The organism is Nodosilinea sp. FACHB-131, from assembly GCF_014695395.1.
In the GTDB taxonomy this organism is placed as follows: Bacteria; Cyanobacteriota; Cyanobacteriia; order Phormidesmidales; family Phormidesmidaceae; genus Nodosilinea.
Map to the genome: position 1 here is coordinate 329,538 of NZ_JACJOF010000007.1, position 21,949 is coordinate 351,486.

General features: G+C 56.4%; 18 protein-coding genes and 1 pseudogene. 10 read left to right on the plus strand and 9 right to left on the minus strand.

Features of this window, described 5'->3' with window-relative positions:
• Nucleotides 1-57: 57 nt before the first annotated feature.
• Nucleotides 58-1,779, minus strand: a complete 1,722-nt coding sequence (locus H6F75_RS04660; RefSeq protein ID WP_190749652.1) for a hypothetical protein — start codon at nucleotides 1,777-1,779, stop codon at nucleotides 58-60.
• 30 nt (nucleotides 1,780-1,809) lie between these two features.
• Entirely contained in the window at nucleotides 1,810-2,169 is a 360-nt protein-coding gene (locus tag H6F75_RS04665; protein WP_190749654.1) for a rhodanese-like domain-containing protein, read from the minus strand.
• Between the two features lie 185 nt (nucleotides 2,170-2,354).
• Here H6F75_RS04665 and H6F75_RS04670 point away from each other — a divergent pair, with 185 nt between their 5' ends.
• From H6F75_RS04670 to H6F75_RS04690, 5 genes are all read left to right on the plus strand, one after another.
• Entirely contained in the window at nucleotides 2,355-3,056 is a 702-nt protein-coding gene (locus H6F75_RS04670; protein ID WP_190749739.1) for an aspartate/glutamate racemase family protein, read from the plus strand.
• Nucleotides 3,057-3,374: 318 nt separating this feature from the next.
• Nucleotides 3,375-3,620, plus strand: a complete 246-nt coding sequence (gene psaC, locus H6F75_RS04675; RefSeq protein ID WP_006515950.1) for a photosystem I iron-sulfur center protein PsaC — start codon at nucleotides 3,375-3,377, stop codon at nucleotides 3,618-3,620.
• A 209-nt stretch (nucleotides 3,621-3,829) separates the two neighbouring features.
• Nucleotides 3,830-4,297 carry a MarR family transcriptional regulator gene (locus H6F75_RS04680; protein ID WP_190749656.1) on the plus strand — a complete coding sequence of 156 codons (468 nt, stop codon included), beginning with the start codon at nucleotides 3,830-3,832 and terminating at the stop codon, nucleotides 4,295-4,297.
• 139 nt (nucleotides 4,298-4,436) lie between these two features.
• On the plus strand, nucleotides 4,437-4,952 hold the full coding sequence (locus tag H6F75_RS04685; protein WP_190749659.1) for a hypothetical protein: 516 nt from the start codon (nucleotides 4,437-4,439) through the stop codon (nucleotides 4,950-4,952).
• 94 nt (nucleotides 4,953-5,046) lie between these two features.
• Nucleotides 5,047-6,252: a M23 family metallopeptidase gene (locus H6F75_RS04690; protein ID WP_190749661.1), complete on the plus strand. Its 1,206-nt coding sequence runs from the start codon at nucleotides 5,047-5,049 to the stop codon at nucleotides 6,250-6,252.
• A gap of 90 nt (nucleotides 6,253-6,342) precedes the next feature.
• On the opposite strand, the gene secA is transcribed toward H6F75_RS04690, so the two are convergent.
• Entirely contained in the window at nucleotides 6,343-9,132 is a 2,790-nt protein-coding gene (secA, locus tag H6F75_RS04695) for a preprotein translocase subunit SecA (RefSeq protein WP_190749663.1), read from the minus strand.
• Between the two features lie 556 nt (nucleotides 9,133-9,688).
• Between secA and speA the strand changes: the two genes are divergently transcribed.
• Nucleotides 9,689-11,605 (plus strand): biosynthetic arginine decarboxylase, encoded by a 1,917-nt coding sequence (gene speA / locus H6F75_RS04700; protein WP_279308282.1) that lies wholly within the window; start codon nucleotides 9,689-9,691, stop codon nucleotides 11,603-11,605.
• A 98-nt stretch (nucleotides 11,606-11,703) separates the two neighbouring features.
• On the opposite strand, the gene pstB is transcribed toward speA, so the two are convergent.
• The 5 genes from pstB to H6F75_RS04725 all read right to left on the minus strand — a co-directional run bounded on the left by pstB (nucleotide 11,704) and on the right by H6F75_RS04725 (nucleotide 17,109).
• Nucleotides 11,704-12,510 (minus strand): phosphate ABC transporter ATP-binding protein PstB, encoded by an 807-nt coding sequence (gene pstB / locus H6F75_RS04705; RefSeq protein ID WP_190749667.1) that lies wholly within the window; start codon nucleotides 12,508-12,510, stop codon nucleotides 11,704-11,706.
• Between the two features lie 40 nt (nucleotides 12,511-12,550).
• Nucleotides 12,551-13,483, minus strand: coding sequence for a phosphate ABC transporter permease PstA (pstA, locus tag H6F75_RS04710; protein WP_190749669.1), 933 nt, complete (start codon nucleotides 13,481-13,483; stop codon nucleotides 12,551-12,553).
• A complete protein-coding gene (gene pstC, locus H6F75_RS04715; protein ID WP_190749671.1) occupies nucleotides 13,480-14,415 on the minus strand; it encodes a phosphate ABC transporter permease subunit PstC in 936 nt (311 codons plus the stop codon). The genes pstA and pstC overlap by 4 nt, the downstream gene beginning before the upstream one ends.
• A 105-nt stretch (nucleotides 14,416-14,520) precedes the next feature.
• Nucleotides 14,521-15,513: a PstS family phosphate ABC transporter substrate-binding protein gene (locus H6F75_RS04720; protein WP_242019668.1), complete on the minus strand. Its 993-nt coding sequence runs from the start codon at nucleotides 15,511-15,513 to the stop codon at nucleotides 14,521-14,523.
• Between the two features lie 726 nt (nucleotides 15,514-16,239).
• On the minus strand, nucleotides 16,240-17,109 hold the full coding sequence (locus H6F75_RS04725) for a DMT family transporter (RefSeq protein ID WP_190749675.1): 870 nt from the start codon (nucleotides 17,107-17,109) through the stop codon (nucleotides 16,240-16,242).
• Nucleotides 17,110-17,213: 104 nt separating this feature from the next.
• Between H6F75_RS04725 and H6F75_RS04730 the strand changes: the two genes are divergently transcribed.
• Both H6F75_RS04730 and H6F75_RS04735 read left to right on the plus strand, forming a co-directional pair.
• On the plus strand, nucleotides 17,214-17,744 hold the full coding sequence (locus H6F75_RS04730) for a hypothetical protein (protein WP_190749677.1): 531 nt from the start codon (nucleotides 17,214-17,216) through the stop codon (nucleotides 17,742-17,744).
• A gap of 251 nt (nucleotides 17,745-17,995) precedes the next feature.
• Entirely contained in the window at nucleotides 17,996-18,361 is a 366-nt protein-coding gene (locus tag H6F75_RS04735; protein WP_190749741.1) for a phage holin family protein, read from the plus strand.
• Between the two features lie 77 nt (nucleotides 18,362-18,438).
• Here the strand turns inward: H6F75_RS04735 and H6F75_RS04740 are convergent, their stop codons facing one another.
• Nucleotides 18,439-19,326, minus strand: coding sequence for a bile acid:sodium symporter family protein (locus H6F75_RS04740; protein ID WP_190749679.1), 888 nt, complete (start codon nucleotides 19,324-19,326; stop codon nucleotides 18,439-18,441).
• A gap of 1,274 nt (nucleotides 19,327-20,600) precedes the next feature.
• Between H6F75_RS04740 and H6F75_RS04750 the strand changes: the two genes are divergently transcribed.
• Nucleotides 20,601-20,990, plus strand: a complete 390-nt coding sequence (locus H6F75_RS04750) for a cytochrome c (RefSeq protein ID WP_199303733.1) — start codon at nucleotides 20,601-20,603, stop codon at nucleotides 20,988-20,990.
• Between the two features lie 312 nt (nucleotides 20,991-21,302).
• Nucleotides 21,303-21,949, plus strand: a pseudogene (locus H6F75_RS04755) (photosystem II q(b) protein); the annotation flags it as partial.

Below are 21,949 nucleotides of genomic sequence, written 5' to 3' on the forward strand. Positions count from 1 at the left end.
CAACCCTGCCTACTGTACGCGTTAGCACGCTATTGGGATGATGCCTAGCCGACAGAGTTAGCGATCGCTTTCAGTTTTTTCCGATGCGACCGCCTGACGCAGCTCCTCGTGGCCAAAGCTGTAGCCGCCTCCGACGCGCCGCAGCAGCCCAGCGGTCACCATGGTCTCAAGCCAGGGGCGCGCTGCCTGGGGCAGACCTTGCTTGCCGCCCAACAGCAGCCGCACCAGGCCATGCTGCAAGCTAAAAGACAACCACAGAGCGAGAATCACCAGGCACCCCACGATCAGCCTCAGGCGGCTGAGGGGTAGCAGCATGAGGGGCGGCTGGCCGCTCACCACCGCCGGTAGTACCAGCAGCAGCCCCAAAATCGCGCCCAGCACCGCTACCAGCACCACCGTATTCCGCAGGGCCAGGGTCAGGTCTTGATTGGGAGTCTGTCGAATTTGAGCCGCTCCGGGCACCCCGCTTTGGAGCAGCCCCACGAGTCCTAAGCTCCAGCCCAGCACGGCACCTACGGCCCCGGCTCCGCCAAACTCGACGACCCCACGGCCGAAGGGGCTCAGCACCAGGGCGACCCCGCCGCCTAACACGAGACCCAGCACCAGGGCTAGTCCGCCGCAGGTAAGCGCTAGGGAAATCAGTCGGCCTAGGGGAGCGATCGCCACCCCCAGCCGAATATAAGGAAAACTCTCCAAGTCAATTTGCGAGGCCATCAACCCCAGGGCTACTCCCAGCAGCAGATTACCCCCTACCAGCCCCATGATCAAGGCGATCGCCAGCCCCAGCAGTAGCCGATAGAGCAACTGGAGCGGCTCGGGCAGCCAGCTCCGATCTAGGTCATCTAAATAAAAAGTGCGAGGACGCTGGTCGAGCTGCTCGGCCAGCCAGCCCAAAGCGGCTCGGTGCTGAGCTGAATTGCCCTTTGCCTTGGCCAACCCCTCATCTAGGTACCGCTGTACCAGGTCGGCCCGACTGCGCAGGGGGGGCACCGCTAGGTTGGGCATCGCCACCAGCAGGTTTAGCACCAGGGGCAGTCTGGCCAACTGCTGAAGCAGCTTGCTGCCCTTGATTGTCGGCCATAGCTCAGGTCGGTTCTGCGCCAGCACGTAGTCTTTGACCTGCTGGGCGGCCAGGGGAATGATATTGATGCCGCCGTTGAACTGGTCAAAGGTTAATCCCGACGACTCCAGCACCTGGCGGCGGCAGCAGAGCAGGGCGGTTTGGTTGGGGTTGCTGCGCAGCAGGGTTTCGATCGCAGCGGCGCACTTGCGCTTTTGGGCAGTGGGCAGATGGTCAAACCCGTCGATTAATAACGTCAGCTGAGCATTGTCGATCCAGTAGCTGGCGTCAGATTTTGCCACCCGGTACTCGCGCCACAGAGTGGCTATCAGCCACTCGCGCATCGTTTCGCCAGTCCAGGCTGAGACATCGACCAGCACCGGCACCGGGCCGCCGCGCTTCACCAGTAGTTCACCCACCGCCAGCAGCGTGTGGGTTTTGCCGACGCCGGCTTCCCCCAAAATCAGCAGGCGACCGTCAACGCCGTCGCGCTGAAATCGGTCGGCGATCGCCTCTACCGAAGTCAGCACCTCGTTGTCTTGGCTGCCAAACTTCAACCCCCACACCCGGTAGTTCATGGGAATGTCGCGGCGCGGCGAGACCAGCGGCAGCCCCGACCGCCGGGCTGCAATCTGGCGATCGGCCCCTTGGGCCAGGGTCTTGAGGCTGACCACCGTTGGGGGGCCAGGGAGCAGCGATCGCAGAAAAGTCGTCACCATGGGGGCAAGGGGAAGAACCCAAATAGCAGGCTAGTAGCGGGGCACGGTGCGATCGACTAGTAGGGCATAGGCATCGATGCCGCCGGTCACATTCTTCAGCTCGGTGAAGCCCTGCTGGGCCAGCCAGCCGCACATCTGCGCCGAGCGCATGCCGTGGTGGCAGAGCACAATGGTTTCGCGATCGCGCTCAAAGCGGCTGTGAATGGTTTCCGACCACTCGGCAAACTCGCTCAGGGGCAGGTTGGCAAAGCCGGGCAGGCTGGCCAACTCCAGTTCGCTGGGCTCGCGGACGTCGATCAGCTGCACCGCACCGTCGGCCTCGGCCAGACGCTGGGCTAGATCCTCAACGCTGAGAGATGCGTAGGGAGCAGCATCAGAAGAAACGGTCATAGGTCAACTCTAAAGGGGCAATGGTCAGAACGGCGGGCTGAGGCAATCCGTTTAACTCTGCCAGGCTTTTGCAGGTTTACGCAACCTTAACCCATCACTCCGGAAAGGTGCCTAGAAAGGTGCCCGAAAGATGATATAAACCCTGGGCACGACCTCTCCCCGGTGACTCTATGCCAACTCCTCCGATGAAAACCATTGGCCTGATCGGCGGCATGAGTTGGGAGTCATCTCTAGAGTACTACCGCATTCTCAACCAGGCTACGCGGGCGCGATGCGGGGGGCTACACTCCGCCAAAATAATCATGTTCTCGGTTGATTTTGCCGATCTAGCCGCCCTTCAGCACCAGGGTGACTGGGCAGAAATCTCCAACATCTTGGTGGAAGCCGCCCAAAAGCTGCAAATGGCCGGAGCCAGTATGGTGCTGATCGGTGCCAACACCATGCACCGGGTGTGCGACGCGATCGAGGCCCGCATTTCCATTCCCCTGCTGCACATCGCCGATGTTACCGCCGCCTGTGTTAAAGCCCAGGGCCTGAAACGCATTGGCCTGCTCGGCACCCAGTTTACGATGGAGCAAGACTTTTATCGCGATCGCCTCTCCAGCCACCATTTAGACGTGCTGGTGCCCGATGCCGCCGGGCGCGAGGCCGTTCACCAGATTATCTACAATGAGCTGTGCCAAGGACAGTTCACTCCCACATCCCGCGAGACCGTTTTGACGCTCTGCGAGCAACTGGTTCACGCCGGGGCCGAAGGGGTGATCCTGGGCTGTACGGAGCTAGAGCTGTTGATAGGCCATGCTACGGCGACGGTGCCCCTCTTTCCCACCACCCGCATCCACGCCGAGGCTGCTGTAGCGCTTGCTTTAGGAGCCGTGGAAATCTAACCGCAATTTACAGCGCTGCCTTTGTGCTTGGGACCCTAGTCAGTTTGGCAACACCTACACCAGGCGCAAACCACAAACCTAGAAAACTTAAGCTCATGGCTCTAGGGATCCTGATAGCCCAACATCTATGGGCCGCAGCCCGTAACGATATTACGATCCGTTAAGGTTTGCAGGGGGTGGCGATAAGAGCTGAAATCTCTCGCTATAGACTGGTCAAAGATTAGGAAACCCTTACTGCATAGACCGTTTTGACCAACCTTTGAGGGCCTCCTTAAAGCTGTCAAACCCAGTCGTGACCCACATTGGAGTTTTGTTTCAATGTCCCATTCTGTCAAAATTTACGATACCTGTATTGGCTGCACCCAGTGTGTGCGCGCCTGCCCCACTGACGTTCTAGAAATGGTGCCCTGGGATGGCTGTAAGGCCGGGCAAATTGCCTCCTCTCCCCGCACCGAAGACTGTGTGGGCTGCAAGCGTTGTGAAACCGCCTGCCCCACCGACTTTCTGAGCATTCGAGTCTATCTGGGTGCTGAAACCACCCGCAGCATGGGTCTGGCCTACTAGGCACCCTGCTATCTAGCCATAGTTATCGTCATTAAGCTCCAGCCCCTGGGATTAACTCCCCCAGGGGTTTTCTATGGTGGTTGGCAGTGATGCTGGCTCAGCCCGTACCTATCTGCATCTCTCCTGAAGCAACCTACAAGCCCCAGAACTTCTACCCTACCTCTCCCCATTCCTTGAACTGTTGAACTCTGCCCAGTACCCCTGCCGAGATGCCTAGCCCCTCAACCGATTCAGACTTTCTTGAGCAGTGGCGCTTTGTTTTGGCCCCCTACAACCTGGGCTACAAAATCAAACTGGTCTCCCAGTTGATGTATCGCAACTTTCTAGAGCAGCTAGAACCCCATGGACTCACTCCATTTCACTACCTAGTGCTGTGCTGTTTGTGGGAAGAGGATGGACTTTCTACCTCGGGCATTGCCGACAAACTTAAGCAGCTGGGGGCCACCCTGACCGGCGTCGTCGATCGCATGGAAGATCGGAAACTGGTCTTCCGAGAGCGCGATGCTAGCGATCGCCGCATCATTCGCATTTGGCTTACGGATGAGGGTAGAGCGCTGCAAACGGTTCTCCTGCCCTTGGGCGCAAAAACCCTTCAGCAATCCACGGCCAATATCTCTGAAGCCGACCAGGCCACCGCTATGAAGGTCCTCGATCAAATTATCCATAATCTGCTTTAGGAAAAATAAGGCGGTCAGTATTGACTCTAGACGAATTTGCTTAATATATTGACTATTAATTCATTAAGTAAATCGGCTGATGAGAAGTCAAGTCAGTCAGCATTCTTGTCGTCAAAATTGGAGAAATGAGGGGAAATCGATGCCAAAACTCAGTATTCGGCAGAAAAATTGGCTGTTGTCTGCACACATCGGGTTTGCTGCCCTTTGGACCGGAACGGTGTTGAGCATGTTTCTGATCTCGGTAAAAAATAGGGCCTCAGCTAGCAGCGATGTGCTTTACGCGTTAAACTCCACCATCAATGCGCTAGACGACTATGTCGTGATTCCCTCGGCGATTGGCTCGGTGCTGACGGCGACAGCACTGTGCTGGGGCACCAACTATGGCTTTGCCAAGTTCTACTGGGTGATTACCAAATGGGTATTGACCACAGCACTAATCGCTTTTGGCACCTTTTGGCTGTTTCCCTGGGCCAATACAGCGGAGCAGCTCTCCGCCCAAACGGGGTTGCAAGCATTAGCCAATCCGGTCTACGCCTTTGATGCCAGAGGCGTGCTGATTGGCGGGCTAGTGCAAGTTCTTTTCCTAGGAGTAATTATTGGCATCTCGGTGCTAAAGCCTTGGGGGCGACGGCCTGTCGTCAAGCAACCTCAGTAGCGTCGGGCAGTGGTGTATTCCTCTCTAAGAATTCTTAACGGTGGCGGGGTGACCAAACCGTTTATGGTGCAAACCATAGCGATCGGAAACGGCCATGGATAAGGGAATAAACTGGCTTAAGGTGAGCCTGATAGCTCTGGTGAGTGCCATGGCTCTGGCTGGGCTGACGTATCTCTATCCTGCTGCCCAGGCTCAGCCTGCGCTAGCGCCGCCCCGGCGGACTCCAGTGGTGGTGTCTGCCCTGACGCCTGCAACGGAGCTGGTGCTCGGGGTTGATGGCCTCTACCACGGGGTGTACGAGCTGATGGTGTCGAACACTAGCTCAGCGGCGATCGCGCTCAACCAGCTTGATGTGGTGGATGCAGAAAGGCCTGACGGTGCGCTGGCAACGTTTACCGGTGATGATCTGTTGCTGCGGCTGCGATCGCTAAACAACGTTGCCGCTGCCACTGCCGACCTGGGGCCTAGTGAAACCCGCCTGTTTTTGGTTGACCACAGCTTTGCCCAAGGCAGCCCCTTACCCGATCGCCTGCTGCACCGCTTGGCTATTTCCGGTGCTGACTCGTCTCTGAGCTACACTGCTGCCCCCATTACTGTCTCGCCCGCCCATTGGGTTCTGGGGCCGCCCCTGCGGGGAGCAGGCTGGGTCGCGGCCAACGGCTGCTGCTTCCCCACCGTAGGCCACCGCAGTACTGGTTTGCCCATTGATGGCGAAATTCACTTTGCCCAACGCTTTGCCATCGACTGGATGCAGCTCGATCGCCAGGGCCGGATCGCCAACGGCGATCTGACAGACGTGAGCAACTACCCTGGTTACGGTGCTGAGCTGCTAGCTGTGGCCGATGGCACCGTGATTCAAACCCGCAACGACCTACCTGAGCAGGTGCCCCCCACCCTGCCCGCTCCCGCTACCATTGACCTGGAAAACGTGCTGGGCAACAACGTCATTCTTGACCTGGGAAATGGAGCCTACGCCCTCTACGCTCACCTCCAGCCAGGCTCGCTGCGAGTCACGCCGGGGGAATCGGTCAAGCAGGGACAGGTTTTGGGATTGTTGGGTAACACGGGCAATACCTCGGCCCCTCACCTGCATTTTCACCTGATGGACGGCCCTACCCTGGCCTCCAACGGGCTACCCTACACCATCGACCCCATGGCGGTGGCGGGTCAAATTCCGCTAGAGTCGGTGGAGCAGTTCTACAGGCTAGAGGGCGACTGGCGATCGACACTACTGCCCCAGCCAGAGCCCCGTAATCGAGAGTTTCCCCTCTTCTTGACCGTAGTTAACTTTCCTGAATAGTCACTGAGCGGAGCGGCCAAATAACTCAAGACCCAAAACAATAGTGGATGGGACTCACCTACCCATCCACCCGCCTACCCATCCACTCCTCTACCCCACCTGCTGGGAAGCCTTTACCTGCGGCTGCGGTTGGGGTTGGAACTGGAAGAGGGTATAGACCACGTTGCGACGAATGCCCGTCATCATGTCGAGGAAGACCTCGTAGCCCTCGCTCTTATACTCGATCAGCGGGTCTTTTTGGCCATAACCGCGCAGGCCCACGGTTTCCCTTAGGGCATCCATCTGCTGCAGGTGATCGCGCCAGAGGCTATCGATCTGCTGCAGGATGAAGAAGCGCTCGGCCTCGCGCATCAGCCCCGGCTTGACCTGGTCAACCTGGGCCTCTTTGATGTCGTAGGCAATGCGGGCCTGCTCATGGAGGAAGGTGCGGATTTCGCCCACAGAGAGATCTTCAAGCTGCTCGGGAGTGAGGTCAGAGAGCAGGTAGACAAACTCCTTCACTTTGCCCACCATTTCTGGCAGCTTCCACTCCTCGGGGGGTAGTTCGGGGTTGATGTAGGCGTTGACAATGTCGTCCATGGTTTGCTCGGCGTAGCCGATCACCATTTCTTTGAGCTCGTTGCCTTCGAGCACGCGACGGCGCTCGGCGTAGATGGCGCGGCGCTGGTTGTTCATCACCTCGTCGTACTCGAACACCTGCTTACGGATGTCGTAGTAGTAGGTTTCGACTTTCTTTTGGGCCCCTTCGAGCGATCGCGTCAACATGCCCGACTCAATTGGCATGTCCTCTTCGACCCGGAAGGCGTTCATCAGGCCGGCAACGCGATCGCCGCCAAAGATGCGCAGCAGGTTGTCTTGCAGGCTCAAGAAAAACTTGGTGGAGCCGGGGTCACCCTGGCGGCCCGCTCGGCCCCGCAGCTGGTTGTCGATGCGGCGCGACTCGTGGCGCTCGGTGCCAATCACGTGCAGGCCGCCTCTCTGAATCACCAGCTCGTGCTCGGCGCTGGTTAGGGCCTCGTACTCGTGGCGAATGCGGTTGTACACATCGCGCAGCTTTTGAATAACGGGGTCATCGGTGGGGGCTTTCTCGGCGGCAACGGCCAGCTTGTCTTCGGCCTGTAGCTCGGTCAGGCTGCGATCGCCATAGGTGGTCACAGCAAAGTCAACGGTGGCTTTGAGTTCATTGATGGTGTCCGCCGATAGCTCAATGGGGAAGATGTCGGGCGAGGCCTTCCAGGTTTTGACCTTTTTGCCGGGGGCAAAGCCCTGGGCGGGGGCACGGCCCTTAGTGCCCGGCACCGTCGTCACCGAAAACTCATCTTCGTCCTCGGGCTTGACGATGCGGGGCATCAGGTACTCGCGCACCTTGAGGCGAGCCATATAGTCGGCGTTACCACCGAGGATGATGTCGGTGCCGCGCCCGGCCATGTTGGTGGCAATGGTGACTGCGCCGCTGCGCCCAGCCTGGGCGACAATCTCCGACTCGCGCTCTACGTTCTCGGGCTTAGCGTTGAGCAGGTTGTGGGGCACGCCGCGCTCGTTCAGCAGCGCCGACAGCACCTCCGATTTTTCGACGCTGGTGGTGCCTACGAGTACGGGGCGACCGGCCTCGTGCATTTCGGCACACTCTTCGGCCACGGCCTTCCACTTGGCCTCTTCGTTTTTGTAGACCACGTCAGAGAGGTCACGACGGGCGGCGACGCGGTTGGTGGGGATGATGGTGACTTCGAGCTTGTAGATGCGCTCAAACTCGGCTTCTTCGGTCTTGGCGGTGCCGGTCATGCCCGACAGCTTGGGATAGAGCAAGAAGAAGTTCTGGTAGGTAATGCTAGCCAGAGTCTGGGTTTCAGGCTGAATTTCCACATGCTCTTTGGCCTCGATCGCCTGGTGCAGGCCATCGCTCCAGCGGCGACCGGGCATTACTCGCCCGGTAAACTCGTCCACGATGATCACTTCGTCGTTGCGGACGATGTACTTGACGTCCTTGGCGAACAGTTCCTTGGCCTTGATGGCGTTGAAGATGTAGTGGGCCCAGGGGTCTTTGGGGTCGAACAGATCCTGCACGCCTAGCAGCTCTTCAGCCTTGATGAAGCCTTCGTCGGTAAGCAGCACGTTGTGGGCTTTTTCGTCGACTTCGTAGTGCTCTTCGGCGTGGAGCTCGCGGCTAATTTCGGCGGCGCGGTTGTACTTTTCGCCGGGGCGATCGACCTGGCCCGAGATAATCAGCGGCGTACGGGCCTCATCCACCAGAATGGAGTCGACTTCGTCGATGACGCAGTAGTTAAAGGGGCGCTGCACCACGTCTTCCATGGCGGTGGCCATGTTGTCGCGCAGGTAGTCAAAGCCAAACTCACTGTTGGTGCCGTAGGTGATGTCGCAGCCGTAGTTGAGCTTGCGCTCGGCGGGCGACATGCCCTGCTGAATCAGCCCTACGCTGAGGCCTAAAAAGCGGTGAATCTGCCCCATCCACTCGGCGTCGCGGCGGGCTAGGTAGTCGTTGACCGTGACAACGTGAGCCCCTTTACCCGAGAGGGCATTGAGGTAAGACGGCAGGGTCGCCACCAGGGTTTTGCCTTCCCCAGTTTTCATCTCGGCAATCTGGCCATCGTGGAGCACCATGCCACCGATGAGCTGCACGTCAAAGTGACGCATGCCCAGCACCCGCTTCGAGGCTTCGCGCACGACAGCAAAGGCTTCGGGCAGCAGATCGTCGAGGGATTCACCCTTGGCAATGCGCTGCTTAAACTCCCCCGTTTTCGCCGTTAGGGCCTCGTCGGAGAGCTGCTGAATCTCTTCCTCCAGCAGGTTGATCTCGACCACGTCGGGACGATATTTCTTAAGCTTGCGCGCGTTGGGGTCACCGAGGAGGTTCTTTAGCATGAATTAGCCAGATCAGCGTAGGGTGTTGCACTTAGTCAATCGCATATGGAGACTACTCTGCAAGGAGAAATGTCCACACCTGGGCCAGGAGCAAAGGCGGCAGGGTCGAGAGACGGGGCGAAAGTGCTTTTCTATCCTATCACTTGGCTTGAGGAGGCGCCCGTTTGACCGGCTGTAAAGCAATGGCTCACGCAACTATCCTCTCAAAGAGGATAGGGAAACGGAGAACTCTGGACGCAGCACAGTTTGGTGGGCCTGGGGCTATGGCGGCAGCTGTAATTCTGGATAGTCGAGGCGAGCATCCGCGTCTGTATGCAAAATCAGCTTTGGGCGATCGCAAACCGCCTATCTCCTCCCTCCGACGCCCCGTCTTTAGGTGTAGCTCTTTGTTACAATTTGGGTCGCGCCTCAGCGGCGATCGACTCTTCAGCCGCTGTCCCCGTCTACCCTTGCGGAGCACCTTGCCCCTATGAATATGGCCCAGCAACCGCCCCTGCCGTCGTCATCTCTGTCGCCGTCGCCGTCTCGTCGCCTGCATCGGGCCACCCTAGAAAACATGCTGCAATCCTCAGAGGCCGTTACCCTTCCTTGGACCATCGAGGACAGCGAAGAACTCTACCGCATCCACAGCTGGGGAGAACCGTACTTCTCGATCAATGCCGATGGCCATCTGACGGTGTCGCCTAGGGGCGATCGCGGCGGCTCCCTCGATCTGCTGGAGCTGGTGGAAGCGATCAAGCAGCGCAACCTCAATCTGCCCCTGCTGATTCGCTTCTCGGACATTCTCGAAGACCGCATTGAGCGCATCAACGCCTGCTTCGCCAAGGCGATCGCCCGCTACAAATACAGCGGCGTGTATCGGGGCGTGTTTCCAGTCAAATGCAACCAGCAGCGCCAGCTCTTAGAGGATGTGGTGCGCTACGGTCGGCCCTACCAGTTTGGGCTAGAAGCCGGTTCCAAGCCTGAGCTGCTGATTGCCCTGGCCACCCTCGACACACCAGGGGCGCTGCTGATCTGCAACGGCTATAAGGACAAGGACTACATCGAGACCGCCATGCTGGGTCAACGGCTGGGCCAACAGCCGATCATCGTCATCGAGCAGATGAATGAGCTGGAGATTGCCATTGAGGCCAGCCAGCGGCTCAACATTCGCCCGGTGCTGGGGCTGCGGGCTAAGCTCAGCACCAAGGGCAGCGGCCGCTGGGGGATTTCGGCGGGCGATCGCGCCAAGTTTGGCCTCACTGTCCCCGAGATTCTTGCGGTGGTCGATCGCCTGCGCGACGCCAACATGCTCGACTGCCTCCAGCTCTTGCATTTCCACATTGGCTCCCAAATCTCGGCCATTAGCGTGGTTAAAGAGGCCCTGCGGGAGGCCAGCCGCATCTATGTCGAGCTGGCAGAGCTGGGGGCGGGCATGGGCTACTTAGACGTGGGCGGTGGCCTAGCCGTTGACTACGACGGCTCTAAGACCACCTTCTACGCCTCCAAAAACTACAGCACCCAAAACTACGCCAACGACGTGGTCGCCGAGGTGCAGGAGGCCTGCCGCATCAAGGGCATACCCGTCCCCACCTTGATCAGCGAGAGCGGTCGGGCGCTGGTGTCTCATCAATCCGTGCTGGTCTTTGACGTGCTGGGCAGCAGCGATGCCCCCTCCCACGAAGAGGTGGAAATGCCCGGCGACGACGACCACGTGATTTTGCGCGAACTGTACGAGATCTACCAAAACCTCACCCCCAACACCGTGCAGGAGCTCTACAACGACGCGGTGCAGTTTAAAGAAGAGGCGATTAGCCTGTTCAACTTTGGCTATCTGAGTCTGTCGGCGCGGGCGCGGGCCGAGCGGCTGTTTTGGGCCTGCTGCCGCAAGGCGTTGTCGGTGGTCAGCGATGCCGACTACATCCCCGAAGATATCGAGGAGCTGCACCAGAGCATGGCCTCGATCTACTACATCAATCTATCGGTGTTTCAGTCGATGCCGGATACCTGGGCGATCGAGCAGCTGTTCCCGATCTTGCCCATTCATCGGCTCGACGAAGAGCCGGGCTGTCGGGGCACCCTGGCCGACCTCACCTGCGATAGCGACGGCAAAATCACCACGTTTATCGACCTGCGCGATGTGAAGCACGTGCTGGAGTTGCACTCGCTAAAGCCCGACCAGCCCTACTACTTGGGCATGTTTTTGGGCGGGGCCTACCAGGAGATCATGGGCAACCTGCACAACCTGTTTGGCGACACCAATGCGGTGCACATCCACATGACCCCCAAGGGCTATCAGGTGGAGCAGGTAGTGAAGGGCGACACCATGACCGAGGTGCTGGGCTACGTGCAGTACGACGCCGAAGACATGATTGAGAATATTCGCAAGCGATCGGAGCGGGCGCTGCAGGATAGCCAGATCACCCTGGAGGAGTCGCAGCTGTTGATTCAACACTACGAGCGCAGCCTCAGTCAGTACACCTACCTGACCTAAGCCACAACTAAAAAGTCCGGGTGCGTCATTGCTCGCGACGCACCCAAACTTCAAGCCTCAATCCAGCAGGCGCTTGGGAACCCCTCAAGTAGCCTCAATCAGCCAAATCGACCCGACACGTAGTCTTGGGTCGCCTGTTCACTGGGGTCGTTGAAAATTTTCTCAGTGTCCCCATATTCCACCAAATAGCCGACTTTGTTGCCGGACTCAGTTGCCTCAGCGTTAAAGAACGCTGTTCTATCAGAAATCCGCGACGCCTGCTGCATGTTGTGGGTGACGATGACGATCGTATAGCGGCTCTCTAGCTCCTTCATTAGCTCTTCAATCTGGAGGGTCGAGATCGGGTCGAGGGCGGAGCAGGGCTCGTCCATCAAAATCACTTCGGGCTCAATGGCGATCGTGCGAGCAATGCAGAGGCGCTGCTGCTGCCCACCTGAGAGGGAAAGGCCACTTTGCCTGAGCTTGTCTTTAACCTCGTCCCACAGAGCGGCCCGCCGCAGGGAGTTTTCCACCAGCTCATCCATGTCACCCTTGTAACCGTTGATGCGAGCGGCAAAGGCAATATTTTCGTAAATGGATTTGGTGAACGGGTTGGGTTTTTGAAACACCATGCCAATGCGGCGACGCACGTAAACCGGGTCAATATCTTTGGCGTACAGATCGGTGCCGTGGAACATCGCCTTACCCTCAACCCGCGCTCCGGGAATGAGGTCATTGGTGCGGTTGAAGCAGCGCAGAAGGGTGCTCTTTCCACAGCCCGATGGACCAATAAAAGCGGTGATCTCATTCTTGAAGATATCAAGGTTGACATCTCGTACCGCTAGGGTTGATCCGTAGTACACACTGACGTTCTTAGCCCGTAAGGCAGCCTCAGTGGCGACTGGGCTGACAGATTGTGAAGTCATGACGTTACTCTACGCTGCAACTAAAAAACTTGCGCTAACCCTACTTCTGAAAGCGATTCCGCAAATAGATGGCGGTGGCATTCATCAGTAACAAAATTACCATCAGTACGATGATGGCACCCGCCGCTAAGGCATGGAAATCGGCTTGAGGTCGAGATACCCAGTTAAAAATTTGAATGGGCAACACGGTGAACGGACTCTGTAACCCCCTCAACGACAACTCTGGCAAGAAGGGAATATACGTGAGGGCCCCGATGGTAATTAGAGGGGCGGTTTCGCCGATCGCCCGAGACAAGGCCAAAATCACCCCAGTTAAGATACCGGGCAGCGCTAGGGGGAAAATGTGCGATCGAATCACTTGCCAGCGAGTAGCACCTAGGGCAAAGCCCGCCTGCCGCAAACTTCCTGGAATGGCCCTCAGGGCTTCGCGAGTGGCAATAATCACGATGGGTAGCACCAGCAGGGCCAGGGTGAGCGCCCCTGCTAAAACCGTGCGGCCCTGGGTGATTGGAAACAGAATGCGCACAAAAACCTGGAGACCCAGCAACCCGTAGATGATTGAGGGCACCCCAGCCAGGTTGGAAATGTTGATTTCAATGGCCCGAGCCAGCCAGCTGTCGGGCACAAACTCTTCGAGAAAAATGCCCGCTCCTACGCCAATCGGGAAGGTAACCAGCGCCACCAGCACCATCACCCAGATGGTCCCTACCAAGGCCGATACAATACCGGCTGTCTCGGCTTTGCGAGAAGGAAAGCTGGTGAGAAAATTCCAGCTGAGAACGGGTACACCGTCAATCAGCACGTCAGCGAGCAGTACCACCAGCACAAACAGGGAAAAAATGACGGCTGAGAGGGCCAGCAACGAAAACCCTGTATCAACGCCCTGGCGGCGGCCTAGGGCATTGAGAACCTCTTTCTGCTCAATATCCCAACCGGCATCGAGGGGTTTTGCTTGAGACGATAGGGGCGTCATTCGTAGGTCTCCCGAAACTTGCGAACAAACCAGAAGCTAATAATGTTGAAGACCAGGGTGAGCAAAAATAGCGTCATCCCTACCGCAAAGATTGACTTGAAGGCGATCGAGCCCGCTGGAGTGTCGCCTAGGCTAACCTGCACAATATAGGCTGTCATAGTCATGACCGGCACAAAGGGATTGAGCCCGAGTCTTGGGTTTTGCCCCGCCGCCAGGGCCACAATCATGGTTTCGCCTACGGCCCGCGAAACCGCCAAAATTACCGAGGCTACAATGCCGGAAAGAGCGGCGGGCAGCACGACGCCAAAAATAGTTTCTCGCTTGGTAAGGCCCAGGGCGTAGGAGCCGTCTCTGAGGGCGCTGGGCACAGCATAGATGGCGTCTTCGCTCAGGGAGGCAATCAGCGGCGTAATGGCAATGCCCATGACAATGCCTGCGCTCAGGGCGTTGAAGCCGCCTAGCTGAGGAATAAATATCTGGAGAAAAGGTGTGACTAGCAGCAACGCAAAGTAGCCATAGACTACTGTGGGCACCCCGGCCAAAATCTCTAGGGCGGGCTTGAGCCACTTGCGCAGCTTAGGAGAGGCGTACTCGCTGAGGTAGATAGCCGATAGCAGACCCAAGGGAACCGCCACAAGCAAGGCGATCAGCGAGGTTAAAAAGGTGGCGCTCAGCAGCACTAGAATGCCGAACTGAGGGTTCGAAAACAGGGGAGTCCACTGTCTGTCGGTCAAGAAGTTCCACAGGGGAACGTCTTTGAAGAACTCCACGGTCTCAAACAGCAGCGAGAGAACAATGCCGAAGGTGGTGGCGACAGAAATTAGAGCAAACAGGCCGAATAGTCCAATAACGACCTGTTCGACCCGTTTGTTGAGCCCTCGGTTGGGCTTCCAAAGGTTGTTTGGGTCAGGCGGCAAAGAGTTTGTCGTCATGATACAGAACTCTAAAAAATAAGGGGCCAGTCAATGCTGGCCCCCAGGAACTCGATGGGCTCAACCTCAAGAAAGGCTAAGCCAGAGGGCGTTTAAGCGGTAGGCCTAGAGCACTTCTTCCAGCTTGACGCCGATGGGGGAGCCGCCTTCAAACACACTGCCTACGGTTTTGTTCTCAAAGCGAGTAATCACCTTTTCATTGATCTCTTCGGGCAGTTTGACGTAGCCAACTTCATCTACCAGGCCCGCGTTGTCGGGGGAGATATAGAAATTGACAAAGGCTGCGATCGCAGGGTCTTCAGCCACTGATTGCTTAACGTAGATAAACTCAGGCCGGGCGAGGGGCACGTAGGTGCCGTCGGCAACGGTCTCAGCGCTAGGCTCTACGCAGGTGCCGTTGCCGCTGTCGATGGCCACAGCTTTCAATCTGTCTTGGTTCTCGGTGAAGTAGGCAAGACCAAAGAAGCCGAGGCCGTTGGTGTCGCCGCTCACACCCTGCACAATGACGTTGTCATCTTCGCTGGCAGTGTAGTCACCACGGCTTTCGCCATCGGCACCGATCGCATCCATAAAGAAGTCATAGGTACCCGAATCGGTGCCTGGGCCATAGAGGCCAAGGGGTGCATCGGGGAAGTCAGCGCGAACCTGATTCCAGTTTTTGATCTTATCTTGGGCATCAGGCTCCCAGATAGTTAGCAATTCATCAACGGTTAGGCACTCGGCAAAGTCATTCTCGGGGTTGACCACCACGGTGAGACCATCAAGAGCAATAGGCAGCTCAATATATTCAATGCCGGCTTCCGCACAGAGGTCAATTTCCTCCTGACTGATGGGGCGAGAGGCACCAGTGATGTCAGTTTCGCCAGCGCAAAACTTCTTGAAACCGCCGCCAGTTCCCGATACGCCAACGGTAACCGCTACACCAGGATTGGCTGTGCCAAACTCTTCAGCCATGGCTTCAGAGATAGGGAAGACAGTACTCGAACCATCTACTAAAACTGTTCCAGAGAGTTCAGAGCCAGCAGCGGTTTCGGTAGTGCCGGCGTCGGGAGTTGCGGTTTGAGAGCCACCGCCACAGGCGGCCAGACTAGCCATCATTGCTACTAATGCTGAGGAGTAGCCTACACGCAACATTTTCTTATTCAAGACCATGATTCTTCTCACTCCAAATCCAACGCTTTAACGAACTCATTCAGCAAACTTTCAGCTACATTGATCCAGATAGTTAGATCCTCTGTCAATCACTTCGAGATCCAAGCTATCAAGCAGGCAATGGGCTTTGTGGTAGATGAAAACGTGTATTCACACGGTTTTCTGGGAATACTTTATCACTTCAGGGATGCCGTGAAGCTAGCCTTTTTCCAGGTGTAAATTTAGCTAAGCAATAGAGCTTAGGCCGTCATAAATAACCTTCAGCAGTTTAGATAGGCTTAAAGACAGTATTCACCAACCTGTATTCATGCCTGGCATAATGATCAGATACTTCCTTCAAGGGAAGGTCAAGCGAACATTAATAAAAGATTTTTTATAGATTAATTTGAGGTTAAGGCAGGCCTTGAGCCTTCCTTTGGCAATCCTTAGAGAATTGTTGGGCTTGACCATGGAAATAGATGTTAAAAAGCCGTTATCTTTCCTAAAGAGAATAAATAAGTAGATTTAAGCTGTGCGAGTTGTGAAATAACTCCGCAACTCACCCATACCGTTTCCCTAGGCAGTACTTGCGGAGTTATTCCCAAGGGGTAATACAGCGTTGTGAAACAGGCGTGCTCCAGCGGGCTGAGCACGAGCCTAGCGCGGGTTTGTTCGTTGGTTGACGGCCCAAAATTAGCCCGGCTCGGTTGTCGTCTGAGGGAGCCGGCTGGCCCAGATGGTGGTAGCCAGCACCACTGCTCCACCCGCCAGAGTGCGCAGGGCGGGCACTTCTCCCAGCAGTAGGGTGGCCAGGGTAATGCCATAGACCGGCTCTAGGGTGCTGATGACGCTGGCGGTCTGGGCGCGCAACTCCCTTAGACTTTCTATAAATAATGTGTGGGCTAGGGCGGTACATAACACTCCCAGAACCAGCAGCAGCCCGATCTCCCCAGTGGTTAGAGTTAGCCCCGCGATCGGCGTGACCGTCAATAGGCTGAGGCAGGCAAACAAGTTTTGGTAGAAGGCGATCGCCACTGCCGAGTAACGCTGCCGGTAGCTCTTGTTGAGCAGTTGCAGTAGCGCAAACGATAACCCCGACAGCAGGCCCCAAATAGCACCGAGGGTGGTCGCCGACCCCAGCCGGTATTCGGGAATCACGAGGGCAACGCCGAACAAGACTAAAGCTGCGATCGCACCGTCTTGCCAGCGCCAAAGGGTCTTAAACAGCAGTGGCTCGAGCACAGTGACAAAGACCGGAAAGCTCGAAAACGTTAGCAACCCCACCGCCACCGTCGCCAGCTGAACGCTGAGAAAAAAGCTCACCCAGTGAAATGCTAGCAGTGCTCCTAACAGCCCCATGCCCAGCCAATCTTGACCCGTGCTCAATTGTGCAGGCCGCCTCCTTCGGGCCAGCACCAGCCCCAGAGCTAGGGCGGCAAACCCGGTGCGACCCAGCACAATTATGGTGGCGGGCAGGGCTAAAAACTTGCCAAACAGCCCCGACAACCCAAACAAAAACACTGAGGCATGCACCTGGAGCAAGGCGGATGTAGCACGGGCCATGGGTGAACCTCAGTAAGGATGCGGGGGTGGGGAGCCGTTAGATTTTTCATATATTTTGCCGATATGGTTAGGCATAGTTTGAGGCAATGACATAGGGCGCGCTTATGCGAGAAACCTTTACCGCGGAGGAATGGTCGGCACTGCTTCAGGCTCCAATGCATACAGTCATGGGCATTTGCCTAGCCGATCGGGTAGACCCAGTGCTGTTCTTGCAGGAGGTGAAGTCTGGGGTTGCTATTGTCGCCGAAGCGATTCGGCAGAGCGGTGCTGTAGGCGGCTTGGCCCCAGCCCTGATCAGCGGTATCGCTGAGCTCGATGCTGCTGACCCTCTGTCTGGTGAGCAGCTGCTCCTTAAGAAGCAGTTTGAACTGCTGGGGCTGATGCAAACCTTCAAAAGCTCTAAGGAAGGGCGCGACTATGCGATCGCCCATCTGCAAAGGGTCGCGGCCATTCTAGACACCAAAGTTACCGGAGTGCAAGCCAGCGAACTCAAGCAGTGGCTGGTGAGCGTGGCTACTAAGGTTGCCGAAGCCCACCGAGAAGGCGGCCTTTTGGGCATTGGTTCAAGCCGCATTAGCGACAAAGAGAGCGATGTGCTCAATAAAATGAGCGCAGCCCTGGGTCTGGTAGTTTAGCCAGCTCCAGGCTACGGCAGGCCGACAGCTCTCTGAAGGTTCATGGTATAGATTGCCTTAGCTCGAGTGTAAAGCGTTAAAAGCCGCCCAAAGGGGCAATCAAGCCCATCCTTCCCTGGAAAAGGCGAAAAACTGTAGCAAATGCTACTTTGTGACCGATAATTTCAGGTGCATGGGCCAGCGCCCCTCTGTAACTGGTTTCCTTGTCTGACAAACCCCATCGTTTACCTGTGTGAGGAGAAACGCCAATGCTGATTGGATTTTTGATTAGCGTCGTCATTCTGGCCATCAGCCTGCTGATTATTTCTAAAATCCCCCCCATTGGGGTTGAGATTGATAGCCCTGTCAAGGCTCTGCTTGGCGGCGCTATTATTGGTGCCTTCAACGGCGTCTGGGGCTTTTTCCCCAATGCCCTACGCGGCTTCTTTGCCATTATTAGCCTGGGTTTAGTGCCGTTGATTGGAGCCATTATTGTGTTTGGTTTGGCCGCTTGGCTGATTGAGGGCTTCCGCCTTCGCTATGGTATTTGGAGTGCGGTCCTCGGCGCGATCGCCCTAGCTATCATCAGCTCCATTCTCAACGCCATTCTCAGATCCGTTGGGTTGGTTGCTGTTTAGGCTGCTTAGCGCCAACAAAAAGCCCTGGACTACGCTAGTCCAAGGCTTTTTGTTGAATCTCGCTAGGTGGCGATCGTCTACCCTACTAGGGTGCTCTCACGAACGCCCCACCGAGAAGCCCACCAGGCAAACAGGCCTCCAGTAGCAAACATCAATAGGCTGTAGATGGCCGCCGGAATCGCTAGGTCAGGTTGGTTGAGCAGCGTTGGGGCGCTGGCAATGGCGATCGCCAGAGTGCCGTTTTGGATGCCCACTTCCACCGTAATTGCTGTGGCGCTGGGGCGATCGAGCTTGGCTGCTAGCGCCACCAAATAGCCTAAAGCCATCGCCGCTAGGTTCAAAGCCAGGGTTACTAGGCCCACCTGAACAAAAAAGCCAACCACGTTCTCCCGCTGCTGCACCAGCAGACCCGCAATAATCAGCCCTAGCAACCCTAGGGAAAGCCACTTGACGCCTCGCTCAACCTGGGCGGCAAACCGCGGCAGGTAGTGGTGCAGGGCCATGCCAATCGTCACTGGAATTAGCGTAATCACGGCGATCTGAATTACCGTTGCGCCGACCGGTAGACTCAGGGTAGTGGCTTTGCCTAAAAACGACTTCATTGCCAGGTTCACCACTAGGGGAATGGTAAACACTGTCACCAAGCTGCTAATCGCCGTCAGAGTAATGGACAGGGCCACATTTCCCCGTGCCAGATAGGTGATCAAGTTTGAGGTTGGCCCCCCAGGGCAGGCCGCTAAAATCATCACCCCCACGGCTAGCTCTGGGGTCAGCGGAAAAATCGACGCCAGAGCGAACCCCAAAACGGGAAGCATCACCAGCTGGGCCAGCAGCCCAATTACCACGGCCTTTGGGTACACCAGCACCCGAGTAAAATCGTCAATCCTTAGCCCCAACCCCATGCCCAGCATGACTGCAAACAAGGCTAATGGCAGAAATACCGCCGTTAAAAAGCTCGATTCCATGGCTTCACCCGCTTTTTTCTGCGAGTAGTGTAACCATTTGTGGAACTCGCTTTAAAGTAATTACCCAATTCAGTTGTTTGTAGTTTCGTTGCCTAGATTAGATAAGTGAACATGCTGGCCATAAAACCGAGGGCAGCAAACACCAGTCCAGCGCCAATTAGGTCAGTTCGCAACGCCATCAGCCGATAGGCCAGGCGCAGCCAAAAGCCCAAGATTCGGCCCGCTCATGGCATCACCGCCTAGGTCAAAATCGATGAGGTAATCAAATTGTTGATTACTAAGAGGTCTCCACAGGCCGAGACTGCATAATTCCCTGAGCGCTAAACACTATGCCTCGAATTATTAGCGTGGGGTAAAGTCCGAGCACCACCGCCAGCACTTGCTTCTAGGGCAGTGGCCCCAGGCTGTGCTGCTCGGCCCCGCCGATGTGGTTTGAAAGCCATCCCTCTAACCCAGTAGTGCACGACTTATAGCGGTAGGCCAAAAAGGTGTCATGCCCCTGCTCAAATAGCTCGGCGCGATCGCTCGACCCCAGCTAAAAGTTGAGCTTTTACAGCGTCCTGAAATGAACAATGGAGTACCACTCACTATCCCATCGTCACAGTTTAGAGGAGAGCACAGATCGGCGCGAGTATAGCCCTCAAACTGACTCGCTGCCCCTACTAGCCAGTCGTACCACCGCCGAAACACGTTTCTGCCTGGGCTCTTCTGGCACAACATATTCCAAGATGAAAATGGTTAGCTGAGGAACTCTGAGAAGCTTGAAAGTTTTGAGTACTTTCGGAAGAAGAGGCCATGACAGTTTAGTTGTAAAAGAAGCAAGCCCAGCAGCGCAAAAGCGCCCCACCGCAAAACCGAGAGCAGACTCCGCTGAATGACTAAAGGCCCACAAAACTCTTTTTGCCCCTGACGCGGCCCGAGCAGAGAGCCTGCTGTTTTAGGCTAGGGGCGCTGTCGCAGATGCGATAATCGCTCTAAATTCGCTGGACTGTTCCCCGAAACTATTGCACCCGTAGATTGACCGCTGATTCCACGCTGGCCACGGTCCGTGCAATAAATGTGCGATAAATGGGCCTGATTGGCACGTGGTCTTGACTACGGAGGTATCTACTACCGTCACTATCCCGGGCCAAGACGCTCAACAGTGGGTGTCGGTTGGCTACGACCCGGTGCGAAAATGGGTATCCTCTGGACGGAATCCTTAAGATTCTGAGGCAAACCGGTCTTAGGTTCTTAAAAGTACGTAACATTTAGTTAAAGACATATTTCCTCCCTTGGCACAAGAAACGCTAGACGAGCAAACCGAAGACCTCAACAGCCTGCTGAAAAAGGCTGCCTTAACTGCTGTAGCCTTGGTAACAGCAGTTATGCTGAGCGTTGTAGCCGTGCGCTATTCTCAGGCCGCTGATCCCTACGTTCATCAGGTGCTTTCCCTCGAGGGCAACGGCAGCCGGGGTGAGGCAATCTTTAAAATGAACTGCGCCGTGTGCCACGGCCTCGAAGCTACCGGAGAGGTCGGACCCAAGCTACTGGGTGTGTCTGACCACAAAACCAAGGTTGGTCTCATAAAACAGGTCATCAGCGGTCAAACCCCGCCTATGCCTCAATTTCAGCCCGAGCCTCAGGATATGGCTGATCTACTTGTTTACTTGAAGCAGCTGTAGCAGCCATAACGGCTCTTCACAGCGAGCAATTGTTACAGACTTTTATGAGAATCATGGGCAAGCTTTGGCTGAGGCGCGATCGCGCCTCAGCATCCCTTTGGCTTGATTGATCTGCTCAAGCCCCTGCAAACAAGAGTTTTGGGGCTGTGTAAGACTGTCCAACTTCTCTATAGAACCTTTTGCAGATTAAAATTTGACGGAATATTTGTTTACAAAACTCCATGACTGCGGTATGGTTTACTCACATGGGTTACAAATCTAAACGGTTTCCCCATGTACCTTGAAACGATAAATACCAAGGACTAATACATCATGACCACGACTCTACAGCGGCGCGAGAGCGCCTCCCTGTGGGAGCAGTTTTGCCAGTGGGTGACCAGCACCGAGAACCGCCTGTATGTGGGCTGGTTCGGCGTGTTGATGATCCCCACGCTGCTTGCTGCCACCGCCTGCTTCGTCGTCGCCTTCATTGCGGCGCCTCCCGTTGACATCGACGGCATCCGTGAGCCGGTTGCCGGTTCTCTGATGTACGGCAACAACATCATCTCCGGTGCGGTTGTGCCGTCCTCTAACGCCATCGGCCTGCACTTCTACCCCATCTGGGAAGCCGCTTCCCTCGATGAGTGGCTGTACAACGGTGGTCCTTACCAGTTGGTGATTTTCCACTTCCTCATCGGCGTCTTCTGCTACATGGGTCGTGAGTGGGAACTCTCCTACCGTCTGGGCATGCGCCCCTGGATCTGCGTGGCTTACAGCGCCCCGGTTGCCGCTGCCACCGCTGTGTTCTTGATCTACCCCTTGGGTCAAGGCTCCTTCTCTGACGGGATGCCTCTGGGTATCTCTGGCACCTTCAACTTCATGCTGGTGTTCCAGGCTGAGCACAACATTCTGATGCACCCCTTCCACATGCTGGGTGTCGCGGGTGTGTTTGGTGGCTCTCTGTTCTCCGCCATGCACGG

Excerpts from the sequence above, each read along its gene's own strand:
- pstB (WP_190749667.1), bottom strand. The coding sequence starts at position 12,510 with ATGACTTCACAATCTGTCAGCCCAGTCGCCACTGAGGCTGCCTTACGG.
- speA (WP_279308282.1), top strand. The coding sequence starts at position 9,689 with ATGCTGCAATCCTCAGAGGCCGTTACCCTTCCTTGGACCATCGAGGAC.
- H6F75_RS04680 (WP_190749656.1), top strand. The coding sequence starts at position 3,830 with ATGCCTAGCCCCTCAACCGATTCAGACTTTCTTGAGCAGTGGCGCTTT.
- psaC (WP_006515950.1), top strand. The coding sequence starts at position 3,375 with ATGTCCCATTCTGTCAAAATTTACGATACCTGTATTGGCTGCACCCAG.
- H6F75_RS04725 (WP_190749675.1), bottom strand. The coding sequence starts at position 17,109 with ATGGCCCGTGCTACATCCGCCTTGCTCCAGGTGCATGCCTCAGTGTTT.
- H6F75_RS04685 (WP_190749659.1), top strand. The coding sequence starts at position 4,437 with ATGCCAAAACTCAGTATTCGGCAGAAAAATTGGCTGTTGTCTGCACAC.
- H6F75_RS04670 (WP_190749739.1), top strand. The coding sequence starts at position 2,355 with ATGAAAACCATTGGCCTGATCGGCGGCATGAGTTGGGAGTCATCTCTA.
- H6F75_RS04720 (WP_242019668.1), bottom strand. The coding sequence starts at position 15,513 with ATGATGGCTAGTCTGGCCGCCTGTGGCGGTGGCTCTCAAACCGCAACT.
- secA (WP_190749663.1), bottom strand. The coding sequence starts at position 9,132 with ATGCTAAAGAACCTCCTCGGTGACCCCAACGCGCGCAAGCTTAAGAAA.
- pstA (WP_190749669.1), bottom strand. The coding sequence starts at position 13,483 with ATGACGCCCCTATCGTCTCAAGCAAAACCCCTCGATGCCGGTTGGGAT.
- H6F75_RS04660 (WP_190749652.1), bottom strand. The coding sequence starts at position 1,779 with ATGGTGACGACTTTTCTGCGATCGCTGCTCCCTGGCCCCCCAACGGTG.
- H6F75_RS04690 (WP_190749661.1), top strand. The coding sequence starts at position 5,047 with ATGGATAAGGGAATAAACTGGCTTAAGGTGAGCCTGATAGCTCTGGTG.
- H6F75_RS04730 (WP_190749677.1), top strand. The coding sequence starts at position 17,214 with ATGCGAGAAACCTTTACCGCGGAGGAATGGTCGGCACTGCTTCAGGCT.
- H6F75_RS04740 (WP_190749679.1), bottom strand. The coding sequence starts at position 19,326 with ATGGAATCGAGCTTTTTAACGGCGGTATTTCTGCCATTAGCCTTGTTT.
- H6F75_RS04665 (WP_190749654.1), bottom strand. The coding sequence starts at position 2,169 with ATGACCGTTTCTTCTGATGCTGCTCCCTACGCATCTCTCAGCGTTGAG.
- pstC (WP_190749671.1), bottom strand. The coding sequence starts at position 14,415 with ATGACGACAAACTCTTTGCCGCCTGACCCAAACAACCTTTGGAAGCCC.